General features: G+C 36.7%; 15 protein-coding genes and 1 pseudogene. 5 read left to right on the top strand and 11 right to left on the bottom strand.

Going from position 1 to position 19,784, the window contains the following annotated elements:
* Positions 1 to 22 precede the first annotated feature (22 nt).
* The 4 genes from IEW44_RS00310 (at position 23) to IEW44_RS00295 (ending at position 6,009) form a co-directional block, all read left to right on the top strand.
* The gene (locus IEW44_RS00310; RefSeq protein ID WP_188613020.1) at positions 23 to 2,650 is read left to right on the top strand and encodes an ATP-binding protein; all 2,628 of its coding nucleotides are present in this window, start codon (positions 23 to 25) and stop codon (positions 2,648 to 2,650) included.
* Positions 2,643 to 3,326 (top strand): response regulator, encoded by a 684-nt coding sequence (locus IEW44_RS00305; RefSeq protein ID WP_188613019.1) that lies wholly within the window; start codon positions 2,643 to 2,645, stop codon positions 3,324 to 3,326. The genes IEW44_RS00310 and IEW44_RS00305 overlap by 8 nt, the downstream gene beginning before the upstream one ends.
* 114 nt (positions 3,327 to 3,440) lie before the next feature.
* A complete protein-coding gene (locus IEW44_RS00300; RefSeq protein WP_188613018.1) occupies positions 3,441 to 4,385 on the top strand; it encodes an ABC transporter substrate-binding protein in 945 nt (314 codons plus the stop codon).
* 19 nt (positions 4,386 to 4,404) lie between these two features.
* Positions 4,405 to 6,009, top strand: a complete 1,605-nt coding sequence (locus IEW44_RS00295) for a helix-turn-helix domain-containing protein (RefSeq protein ID WP_188613017.1) — start codon at positions 4,405 to 4,407, stop codon at positions 6,007 to 6,009.
* 75 nt (positions 6,010 to 6,084) lie between these two features.
* Here IEW44_RS00295 and IEW44_RS00290 read toward each other — a convergent pair whose 3' ends face one another.
* From IEW44_RS00290 to IEW44_RS00255, 8 genes are all read right to left on the bottom strand, one after another.
* A complete protein-coding gene (locus tag IEW44_RS00290; protein ID WP_188613016.1) occupies positions 6,085 to 7,074 on the bottom strand; it encodes a zinc-dependent alcohol dehydrogenase family protein in 990 nt (329 codons plus the stop codon).
* Between the two features lie 103 nt (positions 7,075 to 7,177).
* Positions 7,178 to 8,368, bottom strand: coding sequence for a GTP-binding protein (locus tag IEW44_RS00285; protein WP_188613015.1), 1,191 nt, complete (start codon positions 8,366 to 8,368; stop codon positions 7,178 to 7,180).
* Positions 8,369 to 8,489: 121 nt separating this feature from the next.
* The gene (locus tag IEW44_RS00280; RefSeq protein ID WP_188613014.1) at positions 8,490 to 9,296 is read right to left on the bottom strand and encodes an ABC transporter ATP-binding protein; all 807 of its coding nucleotides are present in this window, start codon (positions 9,294 to 9,296) and stop codon (positions 8,490 to 8,492) included.
* Positions 9,293 to 10,294, bottom strand: coding sequence for a FecCD family ABC transporter permease (locus tag IEW44_RS00275; RefSeq protein ID WP_188613013.1), 1,002 nt, complete (start codon positions 10,292 to 10,294; stop codon positions 9,293 to 9,295). The genes IEW44_RS00280 and IEW44_RS00275 overlap by 4 nt, the downstream gene beginning before the upstream one ends.
* A 13-nt stretch (positions 10,295 to 10,307) precedes the next feature.
* Positions 10,308 to 11,435 (bottom strand): ABC transporter substrate-binding protein, encoded by a 1,128-nt coding sequence (locus IEW44_RS00270; RefSeq protein ID WP_188613012.1) that lies wholly within the window; start codon positions 11,433 to 11,435, stop codon positions 10,308 to 10,310.
* Positions 11,436 to 11,504: 69 nt separating this feature from the next.
* Positions 11,505 to 12,113, bottom strand: coding sequence for a hypothetical protein (locus IEW44_RS00265; protein WP_188613011.1), 609 nt, complete (start codon positions 12,111 to 12,113; stop codon positions 11,505 to 11,507).
* A complete protein-coding gene (locus IEW44_RS00260) occupies positions 12,106 to 12,750 on the bottom strand; it encodes a phosphate starvation-inducible protein PhoH (protein WP_188613010.1) in 645 nt (214 codons plus the stop codon). Before IEW44_RS00260 ends, IEW44_RS00265 begins: the two co-directional genes overlap by 8 nt.
* A 198-nt stretch (positions 12,751 to 12,948) precedes the next feature.
* A complete protein-coding gene (locus IEW44_RS00255) occupies positions 12,949 to 13,848 on the bottom strand; it encodes a LysR family transcriptional regulator (RefSeq protein WP_188613009.1) in 900 nt (299 codons plus the stop codon).
* 210 nt (positions 13,849 to 14,058) lie between these two features.
* Between IEW44_RS00255 and IEW44_RS00250 the strand changes: the two genes are divergently transcribed.
* The gene (locus IEW44_RS00250; protein WP_188613008.1) at positions 14,059 to 15,507 is read left to right on the top strand and encodes a tryptophanase; all 1,449 of its coding nucleotides are present in this window, start codon (positions 14,059 to 14,061) and stop codon (positions 15,505 to 15,507) included.
* An 86-nt stretch (positions 15,508 to 15,593) separates the two neighbouring features.
* Here IEW44_RS00250 and IEW44_RS00245 read toward each other — a convergent pair whose 3' ends face one another.
* From IEW44_RS00245 to IEW44_RS00235, 3 genes and pseudogenes are all read right to left on the bottom strand, one after another.
* Positions 15,594 to 16,007 (bottom strand): protein-tyrosine phosphatase family protein, encoded by a 414-nt coding sequence (locus tag IEW44_RS00245; protein ID WP_188613007.1) that lies wholly within the window; start codon positions 16,005 to 16,007, stop codon positions 15,594 to 15,596.
* Positions 16,008 to 16,009: 2 nt separating this feature from the next.
* A pseudogene (locus tag IEW44_RS00240) lies at positions 16,010 to 16,947 on the bottom strand (carbohydrate kinase family protein).
* Positions 16,948 to 17,190: 243 nt separating this feature from the next.
* Positions 17,191 to 19,671, bottom strand: coding sequence for a helix-turn-helix transcriptional regulator (locus IEW44_RS00235; RefSeq protein WP_188613006.1), 2,481 nt, complete (start codon positions 19,669 to 19,671; stop codon positions 17,191 to 17,193).
* Between the last annotated feature and the right edge of the window lie 113 nt (positions 19,672 to 19,784).

The raw sequence follows: 19,784 nt of genomic DNA, 5'->3' as shown, positions 1-19,784 counted from the left end.
TGCAAGGAAAGAGGTGAAGTGTATGGTGCAACCTATACAAAAGAGAGGTCATTTGAAATTATTTTTAGGTTATGCAGCAGGAGTTGGTAAAACGTATAGCATGTTACAAGCAGCTCACCAGTTACAACATATGGGAGTCGACATTGTTGTGGGTTATATTGAGCCACACGCTAGACCTGATACAACAATGTTATTAGATGGGCTTGAAGTAATACCGCCCGAAGTCGTGATATATCGAGGAAAATCATTTAAAGAAGTACCATTAGATGCCATTTTAAAACGACAACCAGCAATTGTATTAATTGATGAGCTAGCCCACACTAATGTCCCCACTCAACGACATCGCAAACGTTACGGAGATATTGAGGAGCTATTGGCACATGGCATTGATGTCTACGCCACATTAAACATTCAACATATTGAGAGTTTGCATGATATGGTAGAAGACATTACCAAAATACAAGTACAAGAACGTGTACCTGACCAAATCTTAGATCATGCACAACAAATTAAAATTGTAGACATCGCACCTGAAGAGCTATTACAACGTTTACAACAAGGTAAAATTTATTCGCCTGTACAAGCTCAAAAAGCGCAACAGTCCTTCTTCACATTGGACAATTTAATTGCCTTGCGTGAGATTACTTTACGCCGAGTGGCTGATACCATTTATCATAAAAAATACGAAGAGAATGTAGCAATAGCACAGACAGATGAGCATATTTTAGTTGGCTTGAGTAGTTCGCCCACCAATGCGAAAGTAATTCGTTCAGCAGCCAGACTCGCCCAAGCTTTACATGCTAAATTTACGGCACTTTATGTACAAACGGAGGCTAACTCTATTAATAAACGGTTGCAACAACACATCACACTAGCCGAACAACTTCATGCCGAAATCGTTGTTATTCAAGACGATGATGTTGCAGCCGCTTTAGCGAATTTCGCCAAAGTAAGCGGCGTGACAAAACTGGTAGTAGGTAAAACTATTTTGCGAAAAAATTGGTGGCGATTTCATTTAACTATGAGTGAACGAATTGCTACATTAGCCCCTAAATTAGCTTTACACATCGTACCTGACGAAGAAAATCAAATAAAAGAAAAGCCATTATCACTTCCAGCCGTTAAAATCACACCTACTGATTTTATGAAAATGGCTGTTGTTTTCAGTATTACATCGGTTGTTGGGCTCATTGTGCATCATTACTTGTTAAGTGAAGCCAACATTATTACACTGTTTATTTTAAGCATTGTGATTTTATCTTTATGGACAACAAGTTCATTTATGCCTTTTATTAGTTCATTACTTGCCGTATTATTATTTAACTTTTTATTCACTGAGCCTAAATTATCTTTTCAAGCTTATCATCAAGACTATCCTGTCACTTTTAGTATTATGTTTATTGCTGGCTTTATTACGACCAGTTTAATGAAGCGCATTAAATCACAACAAGAGATGGCTGTTAGAAAAGCCTATCGTACAGAAATTCTATTAGAAGCCAATCATGTTTTACAACAAGCACAGACCAAAACGATGCTTATTCAAAAAGGTTTATTACAATTAAGCAAATTGGTGGAATTACCTATTCAATTGTATGTATTTGACGACAAACCCACTACACACTTTGTTTCTTATTTAGCATTAACTGAACAACAAACGACAACCGTAAAAAAAGATTTACATAATGTAAATGAACAAGGCGTGGTAAATTGGGTACAATTGAATCAGCAAATCGCAGGTATAACAACAGATACTTTTCCTGAGGCAAAGGCATATTATGTACCGTTAGTCACCACTCAAAAAGTGTTAGGTATTATCGCTATTCCATTAAACAAAGCGCAACCCTTACCTTCGTTTGAAAAAGACATTTTACATGCCATGATTAACGATTTTTCATTAGCATTAGAAAAGGAATATTTACAACAAGAAAATGAAAAAGCACAAAAACAAGCAGCGATTGAGCAAGCACGAGCCAATTTACTACGAGCTGTTTCACATGATTTGCGCACGCCTTTAACTAGTATTGCTGGCAATGCCGACCTTTTGCGTAAGTCATCTAATCAACTAGCTCATACTCAGCAAAACGCTATAAGTGAAGCGATTTACATGGATGCTAAATGGCTCATACAAATGGTGGAAAACTTACTTGCTGTGTCACGTTTAGAAGAGGGAAAGCTCGCTTTACAAAAAGAGGTTGAGCTTATTGAAGATCTAATAAAAGAAGCCATTGAACGTACTAATTCTTATCATGCTAAGCATACTATTCGCTACGAAGTCGTACCTGAATTGTTGTTTGGCGTCGTTGATGCACGTTTAATCATTCAAGTGTTAATTAATTTATTGGATAATGCCATTCATTACACACCTCCCACATCTACTATTACGATACGTGCTTATGTGAAGGAACAGATTTTGATTGATGTTGAAGATGATGGGCATGGTTTAGATGAGGCTACAAAGTCAACCATCTTTAAACCTTTTATCACAGGTAAAAAGTACACCGCAGATGCGAGAAGAGGACTGGGTTTAGGTTTATCATTATGTAAGACGATTGTTGCGTTACATGATGGTGAGATAGGTGTACGTGATGCATCTCCACACGGCACAATCTTTTATTTTTCGTTACCTAAAGGAGAGATAAAACATGAGTAATCATATTGTAGTCATTGAAGATGATACAGCCATTGCTAATTTAATAAAGACAACGTTAGCACTCTATCATTACAAATTTACGATAGCAAAGAATGGCACAGACGGATTAAAAGCGGTCGTGAGTCAACAACCTGATGTCATTATTTTAGATTTAGGGTTACCTGATATGGATGGTATAGACATCATTACCTCTGTGCGTTCATGGACGAGTACACCAATCATTGTAGTGAGCGCGCGCACAGAACCTGAAGACAAAATTATGGCACTTGATTTAGGGGCTGATGATTATGTCACTAAACCTTTTAGTGTTGATGAGTTATTAGCTCGCATACGAGTGGCGCTAAGAAAGCACCCTACAATCGATGAGCCTGTTTTTCACAATGGTGATTTAACGATTGATTATCAAGCTAAAATTGTTACCGTGGCGGATAAAGAAGTGCATTTAACACCTATTGAATACCAGTTACTCACCATACTAGCTAAAAATATGGGTAAAGTATTAACACATAATTATTTATTAAAAGAAGTATGGGATACTACTTTACAAGCTGACGTTGCTAGTTTGCGTGTTTTTATGGCAACGTTACGAAAAAAAATCGAACAACACTCCGCTGTCCCTATGTACATTCAAACTCACGTCCGTATTGGGTATCGTATGTTACATGTAGACCATTAAACATTTCCTACGTACATGGCGGAAAACTATACTGTTTTTTTGACGTTTTTGTTAATTGAAAAAAAACCACCTATAAATGATAATGAGAATTATTATCATAATAGGAGGCTATACATGATGAAAAGAATCATATCATTTATTACAATCCTCACTCTATTTATAGTAGTTGTAGGTTGTAGTGAAACAACTAAAAGTACAAAGAAAGAAGATATCCCTAGCTCAGAAGAAGAAGCAACAACCCAATATACAGACGCATTAAATCGCGAGGTGACCATTCCTACAAACCCTAAACGTGTTGTGGCGCTATGGTCAATTGGTGAAATGTTAACACTGGATGAAAAACCTATAGGCTCAACTTCATTCTTATTGCGCTTCTATTCTGATGAGGAGAAAAAAGATATTGAAATTGTAGGTGAAGAGTTAGCGGGCAGTTATGAGAAGATGCTATCGTTAAATCCTGACCTTATTATCGTATATGAGCGCGTAGCGGAGGACGAATTAGCACAACTAGAAAAAATTGCGCCAACTGTAACAACGCCTTTTTATGGTGACCCTGTTGAATCTCTAACACAAGTCGCTAAAATTTTAAATAAAGAAGAACAAGTGGAGGCATGGCTTGCCGATTATAATGAACGTGTAACACAAGCACGCGAAAACACTAAAGACTTACATTTAACGAATGAGAAAGCTTTAGTTTTACAATTATCACTTAAAAATATGTATATTTATCATAGCTCTACATTTCCAACAATTTATGATGCATTTCAGTTTCAATTGCCAGACAAACAAGCTGCACTACAACAAGCTGACGGCTTCACAGCTGAGCAACTCTCTCTCGAAGTACTACCTGAATTTAACGATGTTGACCGCATCTTCCTAATTGTTAATGATGATGAATCACAAGCAACCTATGATGCATTAATGACGAACCCTATCTGGCAAGAGATCACAGCTGTTAAAAATAATAAAGTGTATAACATTAATAAAAGACTATCTACTAAAGATGTATCTACATTAGACTGGGCTTTGGACGAGGTACAACAATTGTTAAAACAATAGAAATGGTGGTAGATAATTTATGAAAGTAGCAACAAAGTCATTATTGGAACATCACTATATGACTAAAATCACATACTTTCACCTTAACGCTTTTGAAACATTGCGTTATGGTGAAGGTGCTTTTAACTGTCTACTCATTATTACAAAAGGGGCATTACACTATCATTCCATCAGCCCTATATTATTAAATAAAGGCGATACTTTGATCTTGCAAGGTGTACAAAACATTACCATAAAAAATGAATCTCCCGCGACAGAAGGATACATTATTGAATTTCAAAGCGTTGCATTAGCAAGTAAAGTACATCAAAACATCCATCAAAAATTGATACGTTTAAAACCCTTTACGACTTATGTTACACATATTGAAAAACTATATAAGCAAAGTAATAGCGTCACCTCTCATGAACAGACTGCTCAACAAATTGCTTTTCAGAAAATCTGGCAACATGTAATACAAGCTTGTATCAATGAAGACATTGGCGATAGTATCACAAAAGTGAATGACTCTATCCGTTGGTTGCAGCAATACTTTATGACTAAAATTACCGTTAGCCAGCTTGCCTTACAAGCTAATGTAAGTACACGGCAATATTTGCGTATTTTTAAAAACTTAACAAATCATACGCCTATTGCTTATCTCAACCAATATCGTATTTATCGCGCTCAAGAACGCTTACTGCAAAGCAATGCGACTGTACAAGAAATCGCTTTACAAGTCGGTTTTGAGAACGTAAATTATTTTAATGCATTATTTAAACAAAAAGTAGGGTGTACACCAAAAGCTTATATTCGGCTAAAACAGAAAAACCCACGTATTCTCACTTTGCATTATGCAGGCGAATTACTTGCCATTGGTATTACACCTATTGCTGATATAGAAGTTACATGGTTGCAACTAACACCACGACCTAAAAATGCCTGTACGGTGGGATACTCCTGTTGTGATATTGATGCTGTTAAACAATTGCAACCCGATATCGTCATTTTATCTGATGCTATTGAAACAAAAATTAAAACTGCATTAGAGAACTTTGTACCTGTTATTGTCATACCTTGGGATATTGATCCTATGGAACGTCTATTACGCATTGCAAAAATATTAGGTAAAACAGTAGAAGTTCAACAATACATTACACATTATCAACAGCAAAGTGCTTTGCTACAACAGCAATATCATAATTATTATTCCACTAAACCACGTATCATTATTTTACGTTTAGACGAGCAACAAGTGTGGATTCATGCTTCTCGCTTCTTCCCCTTGTTCTATCAAATCTTACCATTCCAGCCAACTGTTTTAATGCAAGAAACGACCGAGAAATTTCAACAGATGCGGCGTATTGCCATACCTTATCACGATATTGCTTCCATCGAGGCAGACCGCATTTATATTGTCCGTGGTACAGAAGAAAAATTTCATACTTGGCTACAACAACTACAGAAATTACCAGCTTGGCGCATGTTAAGTGCTGTTAAAAATCAACACGTTTATCTTGTGCCACAAGCAGGTATTGCTAACCATTTATATAATCTTCAACAACAACTGACACACATTCCTTTGTTTCTTGAATGTGATAATGCACATAAAAATATTGTGTATCGCTTACCTAAATCTACATAAACCTGTGACCAATTGATTTATACGTAAAGCGCATAAAAGCCCCTTTCCACTGAAAAAAGGGGCTTTTTGATACCGCTAAACGTTGCCTATTAAAAATACTTTACCTTGTTCTCCACTATTTACTGCATCAATCGCCTGTGCAATTTGCGAGAATGAATACTGTTTACCTTCTGTGTATAACTTAATTTTCCCACTCTCTACTAACGCAACAACTATTTGAAAGGTCGCTTGCCATTTTGCTACAGAAGTTTGGCGATTCCAGTGGCGCAAATGAAATACTGTAGTATTCACTGTAGTATCATTTGCAATTCTAGCCCAATTTACTTGTTGCCCTGACAGTAAGCCTAGTGTAATAAAATCACCTTTAGCTTTTACACCAAAGGCTAGATTTGTCCCCGTCTCACCACCAATTGAATCAATTGCAGCATCTACACCTTGATGATGTGTTAATGCCATAATTGTCTCATGGATATTCTCGGTAGTAGCATTAATTACATGCGTGGCACCAAACGCTAACAATTCATTCGTATGCCGTTCATTACGTACGATCGCAATAAGCGTGAAGCCAATGATATGTGCCAACTGCGCGAATATTCTACCGAGTGAGGAGCCACAAGCATTGATTGCTACTGTATGATGCGGCTTTAATGATAATACTTCTGTACATACTACCCATGCAGTTAACGGATTAATATATAACTGAGAAGCCGTGATGATAGCCATATCATTTGGAACAGGGACAGTATAATCTACATGTACTTTAACCATCTCCTGCCATGTTCCTTCTCCTCTTAACGGTAATACATGTTGCCCTATGAGTTGCGATGATACATCGTCTCCCACAGCCTCTACAATGCCCACACCCTCATAACCTGGTGTGATGGGTAATCTAACACGATGAGCATAAGAACCTCTGAGTGGGATTAAATCGGATGGATTAATAGGGCAAGCTAGCATACGTACATAAAGCTCTTGGCTTGCTAATGTTACCATTGGCTTTTGTGCGAGTTGCAACACATCTTTTGGATTACCAAATTCATTACATACCAAATATTTTATTTGCATAAGATATCCTCTTTTCGTCACGATACGGCGTTTTTCCTCATCGTTTCTTATTGATATCATGTTAACGCAAACTTGATTTCTTTGTAATAAAAAGACTAAATTATTATGACCATTGCCACTCAAATGGGTCCTCTAATTGTGACCAATCACTCGCCATCTCTTCATCGGTTAGTAGACAAACATCCAATTGTTTTTCAATCATCGTTTGATTCATTTTAATGCCAATAATAACAAGTTGTGTGCCTCTATCACCGTATTGTGCGTCCCATGATGCTTTTAACAGAGGGTCTTGTAAAAATACCTCTTGTTGCGCCTGTTCAGTTAACGCTGCCACCCAATACGATACAGGCTCAAAACGAATTGCCTTACCTGCTTGTGATAATAATATGGCAACATCATTTTGCACAGCACTCCATATAATGCCTTTTGCTCGTACAATTTCCGTTGGCATATGCTCCGCCCACTCCACTAATCTTGCAGGATGAAAAGGTCGCTTAGCCTCATAAGTGAAAGAGCTAATACCATATTCTTCTGTCTCTGGTGTGTGATTTTCATGCCCTTGTTCCAATTCTTTTAACCAACCTGCCGAATCAAGTGCTGTATCAAAATCAAAAAGCCCTGTATGTAAAATCGCTTGAGGGTTAACTTTACCTTCTGTTGCATAAATCAATGTTGCTGTTGGTTGTAGCGCTTTTAATACAGCCGTCAATTGCTGTAATGTTTCTTTACTGACTAGATCACATTTGTTTACAATCAACACATCACAAAACTCAATTTGATCAATTAATAAATCAGCCACATCCCGCTCATCTCCTGCACCTACAGCCTCTTTACGTTGTAGCAAACTCTCACCCGACTGAAAATCATGCCAAAAACGATTGGCATCTACAACTGTTACCATCGTATCTAACGTACAAAATTTTGTTAAATCAATATTTAACTCATCATCAATATATGAGAATGTTTGTGCAACAGGTATGGGCTCACTAATCCCTGTCGACTCAATCACAATATAATCAATATTGCCACGCTTTGCTAACTTCTCTACTTCAATTAATAAATCCTCACGTAATGTACAACAAATACAACCGTTGGATAACTCTACAAATTTTTCTTCTGTGCGTGCAATACCACTGCCTTTTTCAACTAATGCAGCATCAATATTAATCTCACTCATGTCATTAACAATAACTGCTACACGCATATTTTGCTCATTTTTTAAGATATGATTTAAAATGGTCGTTTTACCTGCACCTAAATAGCCACTTAACACTGTTACAGGGATTTTTTTCATTATGTTAATCTCCTTTATAAAACGTAATGGTTACGATTTATAATTAAAACATATCTTTTTTATTTGTGCAACTACAAAAAAGCTTCACGCAAATGACAACTGCCATTTGCGTGAAGCTTCATTATTTACTGAGTGCTCGCGGAATCATAGTTTGCACGATACTATCGTTCTCTTCATAAATCACTTTTTTTACATCCACATCAAAGAACTGTTTCATACGTTGCTCCGTCATAATAGCCTCTACTTGCCCATAGACGACTTCTTTTTCTTTTGCTGTCATTAACACATAATCCGCAAGATAAAAGGCATGGTTAGGATAGTGTGTATTAATAATACATGAAATACCGCGTTCTTTAGCCAACTGTTTAATGGTTTGTAAAATAACAACTTGTTTTTGAATATCTAGATGAGATTCTGGCTCGTCTAAAATTAATACTTCTGGATCAGAAACTAGCGTTCTTGCAATTAAGGCTAATTGTAACTCACCACCGCTCACTTCGTTACACGTTTTATTTGCTAAGTGCTTGATACCCACAAGTGTTAAAGCCTCATAAGCGGCCTCAATATCAACTTTAGAAGGTTGAGCCAATGTGCTAATATATGGCGCTCTTCCCATCACAACTAACTCTATTATCGAAAAGCCAAACACCATTTTATGGGCTTGTGGCACGTAGCCAATACGTTTCCATAATGCTCGTTTATTTATTTTTGTCAGTGGTTTTCCATCAATATATGTTTGACCTTCTGTCCAATTTAATAAGCCTGTAATGCACTTTAACATCGTTGTTTTCCCTGCCCCATTTGGCCCTAATATCGCCATAACTTCACCTGTATCTAGTGAGAAGTTTATAGGATTTACGTACAAATTAGGTAAATTTTTTCTTCCTTTTTTATAATGGAAGTTAGCATTTTCAACAGTAATCCTCATGTCCAACCTCCTCGAGAACGACGTAATAAGTAGGCAAAGAAAGGAGCACCTATAATAGCTGTTAAAATGGATAGTGGGATTTCTGTTGCTGTAATCGAGCGAGCTAAATTATCAATAGCTAATAAATACGCACTACCTATAGCAATGGAAACAGGTAAGACATATTGATTGTTATTCCCTACTAACATACGAGCCACATGTGGAATAATTAACCCTACCCAACCAACAATACCTGCCACAGCAACTGAAGCTGCTGTAATCAATGTTGCTGCAAATATAATAACCCATTTTAGCTTGGTCACAGAGATCCCCATTGATTTTGCTTCATCCTCAGGTAAGGTCAAAATATTTAAACGCCATCTTAATCCATATAAAATGAGCATGCCAATAATAATCAAAGGCCCCGCAATCATGACATCTTGATAAGTTGCTGTCCCTAGACTCCCCATTAACCAATACGTAATTGCTGGTAACTTCTCTTCAGGATCAGCTACAAATTTTGTTAATGAAATTAAAGCATTAAACAAAGCCGATGTTATGACACCCGCTAACACAAACATAAAGATTGGCGCATTCTTTTTAGCGCCTGCTACTAAAAAGGTAAAGCCAATCGCCACTATACCAAAAGCTAAAGCCATCACTTGCGTAGTAAAGTTTTGGCCAAATAATAAAATACCTAATGATGCCCCAAAACCTGCTCCTGCCGAGACACCTAAAATATCTGGTGATACTAAAGGGTTGCCAAACATCCCTTGAAAGCTAGCACCCGCTATAGACAAACCACCGCCTATAAGCAAGGCTAATAAAATACGAGGCAATCTAATATTTAAAACAACACGCTCTTCCATCTCTGTCCAAGTTTGTTCAACATCAAAAAATTGTGAAGCGAAAATCTTAAAAACATGCTCCAAGCTCACGTCAAATCGCCCTACACTGAAAGAAATCATCGCAATGATAATTGGTAGTAACCATAGTACTATTTTTGCCCATCGTTTCATTGATATCCCTCTACTATTTCGCAGCAGCTGAGGAAGGATGTAAAATATCTTGTACATCATCCGCTGCAAGATCATACTCATAAAAATCTTTATAGTACGTTGTGATTTCATCTTCCATTTTGTAATCAAATAATTGTGGGTGATTTTGTTGAGCCATCCATTTTAACATAAGTGGTGCATCACCATTTGGTGGTGACCAACGATAAATCCCTAAAGGTATTTTGTATACTTTGCCATCTTGTACCGCTTTAATTTGACTCCAATCTTGCCCTTCTACTTTACCTTCTAGTAAATCTTGCGGCTGTGTTTGTGTAAAGTTAGTGATATAAATAATATCTGGGTTCCAAGCGTAAATCTGCTCAAGATTTACCTCTTTTTTACCTTGAATATCTTTCTCTGCAACATCAACTGCACCTGTGGCATTCAACCATTGATTACCAAAGAAATTGCGCCCTGTAACAGTAATTGTCTTATCATCATGCATAAATAACACCATAGCTCGTGGTTTATCTTTTTCTGCTAATGGTTTTAGCTTCTCGTCTAATTGCGCTTGAACTTTTTTACCTTCTGCTAAAAAACGATTGGCCCGTTCTACTGTACCAGTCATTTGACTTGTAAGCTCTAGCCAACTATTAAACGTTGCGAGTGGCTCTGCTGCTGCTGCATCAATCGCTTGAATACCTACCACAGGAATACCTGCCTCTGTTACTTTATCGATAGTAGCCTCATCATTAGCGTGTTCAATATAAACTTGTGGATTGATTTTCATTAACTCTTCAATATTGACTTCACCATTTTTAACAAATGAAGTATCAGCTCTTAAAATATCTGGTGAGATTTTTGCTAAAATGGAGTTTTCTGCTGCATTATAAGAGTTAGGGTGCATACCTACAATCTCTTTTGTCGAATTTGTAGCGACATACCAAGTAGAGTAATACGGTAAAATCCCCCCAACAACTACACTGTCAATCTCTTTTGGTAAAGTGACCTCTCGCCCAATTTGGTCTGTCACAACTTGCTCCTCTACTGTCGTTTTGGCTTCTTTAGTTGTTTCCTGTTTAGGTGTTGCTTTATCATCACTACTGCAACCTGCCAACAGCACAGTTAACGCTGTTGCGGCAAGTAAGTTTTTCGTTTTCATCCTGCTTCTTCCTCTCTTAACTACGGCATCTTGCCTTAAAAATATGCTGCTATCCATGAAAATGCTGCCTTAAATTTCGCCCTCTTTTAGCCATGGCAAAAACCCACGTAAAAAACGGGTCGTTGCTGGCATAAAATAAGAACCAAAATGAAAATCAGGATCTAAAGTTGTGTTAATCCATACGCCGTTTGTATTTACTCGGTCAATATAAAATACAGCTGCACCATCTGTTGTTGCTAACAATACTTCGCAATCTGCGGTTGGCCAATATACACCGTGTTGATGCCATGTTGCATCTTCAATCGTTAAATATTTTGTAAATAACTCGTTGGATTGAGTTGTTAATTTTAAACCACTATGCGCATTGGGGTCTAACCACCACCAAAAGTTTGTTGGCCGAAACTCCCATTGATGTGCTGGTAACCATTCTTCTGTTTGAGAACCCAACGTTACAACAATCTTGCCACGATTCGCGAAATCATAGATTTTTTCTATATTTTGATGTAAGTATTTCGCATGAGTTTGTGAGGGGATTATGAGCACATCAACATCATCAAGACTAGCCGTAGCAAACTCATAAATGGGCACACATTGATTAATATATACCGCGAATTCAGAGTCCTTATATGTGCGCTGATGTTGAGAACTCCCACCATACAGCACCGCAATATTACGCATGGTTTATCTCTCCTTTTTGTAAGTTTTTGTATTCGTCCCGCACCCATTGCCTAAGCTGTGGTGAGATACGGCTTGTTGAATTCCCGCTTTCTGTTCCCATTGTGCTAGGACCAATTAAATTATTACCTGCATGAACAAAGATGGTACCGTTTGTTGAAGTACGGTCAATGTAAGTAATCGGTGTACCGTCTGTAAAGGTGAGTAAAACTTCACTATGTGGCGGTACGGGATGATGCCCTCTCGCAAAAAAACCTTTAACACCTCGGTTGACTAGCATATGTTGCACCTTAACCCCATCAAAAATAGGGTGCGCTTGTGCTAACGCTATATCATAATCGCTGTGATGTTGAATTACTCTTGGTATAAACATTTGTTGCTGATGCAACCATGGCATACTCAGATGACCAAAGAAACATACCACTTTTCTTTGGGCTAAAAATCTATCAATTATAGCTTTATGCTTAGTTAAAAATGTTTGATCTACAAATGGTAAAACAACCATACACATATACTCAGATAGGTCTGTGTGTGGTAAATCATATTGATCCACAATTGCAAACTCTTCACTATAATTCGTTACAGAAAATATAGTAAAAGGGTGTATTACAATAAATTTTGCTGCACTCATACTTATCATTTATGCTCTCTCCTTCTCAAGCAAAAACTATAGCATTAGTGATAATGATTATCAATTTCATTTTATTCCAGTAACGTGTAATTACATACGTATTGCTTACTTTATGCCGTATTATAAAAATTTATAATAGTAGTATTGGCTTTTATAATAATAAAAAAACGTCATTGGGATCCCCAATAACGTGTACAGCTTTTGTATTTATCTTTCACAACTCAACTTATGTGTTGTTAATTGCTTTTTAATATGTTGACAAAAAGAAATTTCTAACTGATCTAATGCTTGATGACGGTTTACCATTAAACCATTTTTACGTGTCAACTTGAATCCTTTAATTGACTTAATTATAAGTTCATCATCATGAGTGGCCATCGTTTTACATGGTAAAAACGAGACACCAAGTCCCTGTACTACGGCTTTCTTAATAATTTCAAAACTTGCCATCTGTACATAATTGGCATGCACGTTTCGTGCTTGTAGGTGACCTACAATCTCTTGTTTTAAATAAAAGCTTTGTGGTAATAAAATGGTTTCGTGATTTAAATCTCTCATATAAATGGTTTGTCTTTGTGCTAATGGGTGATCTTTGCGCATAATAAAGACAAAGTCATCTTCAAATAATACTTCTTGCGTACATGTCGTTTGTAGTAACTTGTCCGCATCATAAATGGGCATCAATGCAAATTTAGCTTTATTGTTCAATAAATTAGTACGCAAATCATCGTAACAAAAGCTATTTAATTCATAAGGGCAATCTTTACAAATGGGACTATCCTCATTAAAAATATGTTGGAAAAAGTGACCTACAATATAATGGCTAATATAAAGTTGAATTGTAGGCATTTTAATTGACTCTACTAACTTCTCGCGTAGCTGATCGTCTAATCCTACGATTTTTTTAGCATAGGCTAAGACAACTTTACCTTGTTCGGTAAATGCAATTTGTCGTGATTTCCTTATAATGATTTGGCAATTCAGCTCTTTTTCTAACTGTTGGATATGTTGTGAGACGGTAGGTTGTGAACAAAATAAATATTTTGCTGCTTCCGTGAATGACCGTGACTGCTCTAAGACGATTAATGTGCGATAGCGTTCCATCATAACAAATTCGTTTCCTTTGCTTTTTATTGATAACTATTATCAATCATCATACTATACTTTACGCGTTCCTTCTCTTTTTATTTTGTACATTTTCTTGACTACACTATTTATTAAAAGCCTCTTTATTTTTCCTATTAACTGTAGTACCATAACTTCAATGGTTCAATACATTAATGCGGTGAATCAACAAATTAAATGGGGGCTATGTTCATGTCTAATATTACTTTCCATTCGGGTGAAAATATTCCGTTAGAGATGCATAAAGTACGTATTATTCAAAAATTAAATTTACCACCAGTGGAAACACGTTTAACAGCCATGCAAGAAGCTGGTTTCAATACCTTTTTATTAAAAAATGAAGATGTTTTTATGGATATGTTAACGGACAGTGGTGTAAATGCTATGAGTGATCGTCAACAAGCGGCGATGTTAATGGCTGATGATAGTTATGCAGGCTCTGCTACGTTTACACGTTTAGAAGAAAAATTAACAGACATTTTTGGCACACAATATTTTTTACCTACCCATCAAGGGCGTGCTTGTGAAAATATTATTGCACAAAGTTATGTCACAAAAGATAGCATTGTGCCTATGAATTATCACTTTACAACGACGAAGGCGCATATCACATTAAATGGTGGACACGTCGAAGAAATTTTTATTGACGAGGCATTGAACTTAACAAGTGATTGCTTATTTAAAGGTAATTTAGACACTGCAAAGTTAACACAGCTCATTGTAGATAAAGGTGCAGACAATATTGCATTTGTTCGTATGGAAGCTGGCACTAACTTGATTGGAGGACAACCTTTCTCTTTACAAAATATGCGTGATGTTAAAGCGATTTGTGAGCAGCATCAGTTACTCCTTGTGTTAGATGCTAGTTTACTTGCAGATAATTTATATTTTATTAAAGAGCGCGAAGAAGCTTGTAAAGATATGACAATACGTGAAATCACACGCGAATTAGCTGACTTATCAGATATTATTTACTTTTCAGCTCGTAAATTAGGTTTTGCGCGCGGTGGCGGTATTTGTACAAATAGTAAAGAAGCTTACGAACGTATGCGTGAATATATTACGTTATACGAGGGATTCTTAACCTATGGTGGCATGTCAGTACGTGAGATGGAGGCCATTACTGTTGGCTTAGAAGAAACAATGGATGAGGAAATGATTAATCAAGGCCCTCAATTTATCGAATATATGAATACCGCATTACAAAAACGTGGGATTCCTGTCGTTACACCTGCTGGTGGTTTAGGTTGCCATATTAATGCAAGTGAATTTTTACCTCATCTTAAACAAAGTGAATATCCTGCTGGCGCATTGGCAGCTGCCATTTATATTGCAAGTGGCGCACGTGGTATGGAGCGTGGAACTATGTCGGAGCAACGTGACGAGAATGGTGTTGAACCATTAGCACATATGGAATTAGTACGTTTGGCTATGCCAAGACGTGTATTCACATTGTCACAAGTAAAATATGTCATTGACCGCATCACTTGGCTTTACGAAAATCGTGACATGATTGGCGGCTTAACCTTCTCTGAAGAACCGAAAGTACTGCGTTTCTTCTTTGGGCGCTTACAAGCAACAACCAATTGGCCTGAACAATTAGCAACACAGTTCCGCAATGACTTTAAGGACAGTCTGTAAAAACAAGCGGCAAGAGAAATCAACGATTTCTCCTGCCGCTTGTTATTTTCTATATTTTTATAATAATCGTGAGCGTAGTATACGTTTTATTTTTCATACATTTGGCGTAATACGCTCGCCATTTCTGGACGCACATTAGCTGTTGGACGAATCTGTTGCACTTGGTCAATTGCCTCATCCACAGAATCCGCTTCACCAAGCTCTATTAATAAGGCACTTGCCATGACGCATGCTCGACCATTGCCTCCACCACAATGCATGTAAATCGTTTCACCTGCTTCGTAAGCAGCTTTAATCGTTTGTGCATTATGTTTAAGAGAGACGATTGTTTGTTCACCCTCACCAATAGGTAAATGACGATACTTATTTGGTGCGTCTTGTAAACCATTTACGCGTAAGTCAATGACTTGGTCAATGGTTTCATCTGTTAATGCTTGTTGCCCTACTTCATGTGAACCTAGAAAAATGCGACCTTCTTTTAATACACTATAATTTGTCATGATTACTCCCCCTCAATCCACTGTTTAACATCATCATAACAAGGTAATGCTGTTAAAGCTCCAATTTTAGTCGCAGCCATTGCACCTAATCGGTTGCCAAAACGCACACAACGCTCTAAATCAAAAGGTGTTGTTGGTAATCCATTATAATGCACATCTCGCAAAACACCTGCCATAAAAGCGTCACCCGCTCCTGTTGTATCCACAGCTACAATCTTTTCTGCAGGTATGTGATAAATATCGCCGTTTAATACAGCATATGTCCCCTTTTCACCTACAGTAATTAAAATAATCGGCACCATAATAGCATGTAACTTATTTAGCCCATCTTCAATCGTTGTTGTTTGAGTTAAGAAAAATAATTCCTCATCTGTTAGTTTCAAAATATCAGCGGATTCAAAAAACGAAGTAATCGTTTCTCGACAAATCGTCTCACTCTCCCAACGTAAAGGTCGTATATTAGCATCTATGGCAATAATCACACCTTTATCCTGAGCCAATGCTACTGCTCTTTGTGTAGTTGTTAAAGCTGTTGGATGAAACATTGTGCCTGAACAAACATTTAAAATAGATGCCTTTTTGAATGCCTCTTCATTCAAGTCACCTGTTGTTACTTGTAAGTCTGGTGTTTCGTCCACATACTCTTTAAATTCTCGTTCGCCATTTTCAGTTAGGTGTACGTATACACCACTGATACGCTTAGCTGGCTCATAGTTGTATCTACACCTTCTTTAGCCAACTCATCACGCACAAATTGCGAAGTTTGATCATCACCTGTAATTGTGATTAAAGAAGACGGTGCCCCAATGCGACTAATCCCCGTAGCAACATTAATCGTTGCGCCACCCATATATGTGGTAAACGTAGTATTGGTTGCATCATCTGCAATATAATCAACAAATGCATCACCATATACTAAAATATGTTCGTTATCCTTCATTCTACTACTATACCTCCAAGTGAAATTTGCATCTTACCTTGTATTAAAAAACACATTCGCCTAAATGGCAAAATAAATCTCATTTATTATGTTTGCCAAGCTTTATACAACGTATACTAAACAGCAAAATTCGCATAGCTACTTCAAGATATTGTTTTTATTTTGTCACAAAATAATGAGGCATGATTGGGTTCCATAAAAAACACCGTTAACCACTACCTTTTCATCAGTGTCTTTTATTAATTATAACTTCATAATCTTCGCAATCGCCTTAGCGCGTGAAGTCACACCTAATTTACTATAAATGGTTGATAAATACACACGTATTGTCCCTTCAGACAGCCCTAACTTAACGGCCATCTCACTATTTGAAGCACCTTCTTTTAATAAATGAATTAATGTATATTCTCTCGGTGTCAATTCCCTCTCAATAAGAGGTGTTTGAGCTTGATACTCTTTTAATAACATACGCATATACTTTTGCATCTCTGCATCTGGTTGAATTTTAGCATACATACGAACGATTGCTAACGCATCATCATTTTGAATAAACAATGTAATATAACGATAATCAATCGCTGTAGTTAAAGCGTTTTGAATAGCAATCAAGGCATTTGTCACTTGATCTAATGCTCTATAACAAATAGCCTCTAATATGCCCAGTTCAACTATCCATGTAATTTGTTGCTCATTTAAAGCATATTCCCTCATATAAGTGATTTCTTGTAGTGCTTCTTCATAAGATTGTTCTGTTATTAGTAATCGAACATAGGCAATTTTCCAAAACATATGTTGCATGGTAAAGTCAGACTCTTGTACATGTAGAATGTTAAATAAGTTTGCTCTTATATCCTTAGCACCTGATTGTACATCGATATACACTTGCGTTATGTGTAGCAGCTCTCTCCAATGATGTTCCATGTCCATCTTCAAAGCATGTTGTATCACACTATAGGCAGCATCGTAATTTTTTTGAGCCACATAAATTTTAGCTTTTAAAATATACATAGGTACACAAAGCCCCATATCTTGATATTGTCGGCCTAATAATAAAGCAGACTCCAACTCAAACAAAGCACGTGTCAACTCTCCCCTATGATAAGATGTTTCAGCCGAGACACCTATACCAAAACCAACGAGATTTGTTTCTTTAATGCTAGATCCTTCGAGAAGCTGTTGAAATAGTTCCATATCTTTGCGCCATATTAAACGTCCTCTTGCACCTATACTTGTTAATAATAAAGATGGCTGAGACGCATTATAATTCATTGGCACTTGGTCCCATCTTGAAGAAGGGATTTCTTGCTGCAGTGTATGGTGGAATAACTCTTTTAATTCCCCACCGTCCTTACCTCCTGCAAAATAAATAAAAGCATTTGTCATATTTAAAATATAAATCAAAGATTGATAATCAGGATGTGCTTGCCAACTCCCTTGTGCAATTTTATCGTTCACTTTATTCGTTAATGCTACCGCTTCATCTAACTCATAATCGATCCCTAATACAATAAGGTACATAATCAGGATCTCAAGATCAATATCATAGTTTGCAACTTTCAAAATATTTACCCATCGCTTAAACGTTACGATTTGTTGTGACGTAAATATATCTACTAAATGAGTAATCATCCATTGCTCTGCTTTTTCATATTGCTGATTCGTCAATAATAATTCAATCGCTTGCACATAATCGTCTTTTGCATATAAATGTTTGGCTGCTATGTAATAAAATTTTGCAATATCATCTTTTGTATAACGCTGTTGTAATTCTTGTTGTAACGCTGCTACAAAAAGAGGATGATAACGATAAATTTGTTCTTTCGACTTTAAACGCACAGTAAAAATATCATTTTTAGCTAATTGATTCAGATAATTTTCCGTATTAGACATTTGAGTAATAGCGATACCATTGGCCACCGTTAATTCATTTAACATAGAAGTCATCAACAAAAATTGCTGTAACTCATCATCTAATGTTGGTAACACTTCTTGTAATAAATAATTTTGAATAAATTCGTGTCCTGCTTGCATACCTTCTGTTTGCCAATTGGTTGTTAAACTAACAAGTTGAATAGCTGTAATCCAACCTTCTGTTAAATCTAATAACGTGTGTAACATCGTAGTATCAACATTTTTATCGCGATTTTTTGCGAATTTTTCGAGTTCTTGATAGGTAAAGCATAACTGTTGGCGCGAAATTTCTACTAATGTTTGATTAGCGCGCCATCTTTCTAAGGCTATTGGCAATTCTGCGCGCGTTGTAATATATAACTTTACTTGAGAAGGTAAATATTGAATGAACCGATTTACATGCTGATGAATAACAGGATTATGAATCAGCTGATAATCATCCAATATCATATGTAATGGCTCTTGATTGTTTGTGATTGCTTGTAATAACTCGTCCACTTCTAGCATGATATCTTCTCTAGTCTTTATGCTTTTTACGAGTGATGGATTTATTTGTTTCATAATCGTATAGGAAACATATTGCCAGAAACGAACGGGATCATTGTCTGCCGCATCAATTGTTAACCATGCTACTTGCTCTGATAACATATCAACATATTGACTTAATAATGTCGTCTTGCCGTACCCTGCAGGTGCCTTAATCACAAATAAACGTGTATTATCGTTATTTTTAAATAACTTCAATAACCGTTGTCGATTTAATACGCCTGCTGCTACATTAGGTGGCTTAATCTTAGTCTCTAACCAAACCATCCTGTACACCTCCTACCATATTTATGCCCATGATGCTAGTATACAAGAAAAGTAAAAGATAAAATATTTTATTTTTTATTCCTTTTTTACATATGCTAAATAATTATTATAAA

This window comes from Lysinibacillus alkalisoli (assembly GCF_014643595.1).
Classification (GTDB): domain Bacteria; phylum Bacillota; class Bacilli; order Bacillales_A; family Planococcaceae; genus Metalysinibacillus; species Metalysinibacillus alkalisoli.
This window is presented reverse-complemented; position numbering and strand designations above follow the sequence as displayed.

Coding starts and splice junctions, on each gene's coding strand:
- IEW44_RS00310 (WP_188613020.1), top strand. CDS start 23: ATGGTGCAACCTATACAAAAGAGAGGTCATTTGAAATTATTTTTAGGT.
- IEW44_RS00305 (WP_188613019.1), top strand. CDS start 2,643: ATGAGTAATCATATTGTAGTCATTGAAGATGATACAGCCATTGCTAAT.
- IEW44_RS00300 (WP_188613018.1), top strand. CDS start 3,441: ATGATGAAAAGAATCATATCATTTATTACAATCCTCACTCTATTTATA.
- IEW44_RS00295 (WP_188613017.1), top strand. CDS start 4,405: ATGAAAGTAGCAACAAAGTCATTATTGGAACATCACTATATGACTAAA.
- IEW44_RS00290 (WP_188613016.1), bottom strand. CDS start 7,074: ATGCAAATAAAATATTTGGTATGTAATGAATTTGGTAATCCAAAAGAT.
- IEW44_RS00285 (WP_188613015.1), bottom strand. CDS start 8,368: ATGAAAAAAATCCCTGTAACAGTGTTAAGTGGCTATTTAGGTGCAGGT.
- IEW44_RS00280 (WP_188613014.1), bottom strand. CDS start 9,296: ATGAGGATTACTGTTGAAAATGCTAACTTCCATTATAAAAAAGGAAGA.
- IEW44_RS00275 (WP_188613013.1), bottom strand. CDS start 10,294: ATGAAACGATGGGCAAAAATAGTACTATGGTTACTACCAATTATCATT.
- IEW44_RS00270 (WP_188613012.1), bottom strand. CDS start 11,435: ATGAAAACGAAAAACTTACTTGCCGCAACAGCGTTAACTGTGCTGTTG.
- IEW44_RS00265 (WP_188613011.1), bottom strand. CDS start 12,113: ATGCGTAATATTGCGGTGCTGTATGGTGGGAGTTCTCAACATCAGCGC.
- IEW44_RS00260 (WP_188613010.1), bottom strand. CDS start 12,750: ATGATAAGTATGAGTGCAGCAAAATTTATTGTAATACACCCTTTTACT.
- IEW44_RS00255 (WP_188613009.1), bottom strand. CDS start 13,848: ATGATGGAACGCTATCGCACATTAATCGTCTTAGAGCAGTCACGGTCA.
- IEW44_RS00250 (WP_188613008.1), top strand. CDS start 14,059: ATGTCTAATATTACTTTCCATTCGGGTGAAAATATTCCGTTAGAGATG.
- IEW44_RS00245 (WP_188613007.1), bottom strand. CDS start 16,007: ATGACAAATTATAGTGTATTAAAAGAAGGTCGCATTTTTCTAGGTTCA.
- IEW44_RS00235 (WP_188613006.1), bottom strand. CDS start 19,671: ATGGTTTGGTTAGAGACTAAGATTAAGCCACCTAATGTAGCAGCAGGC.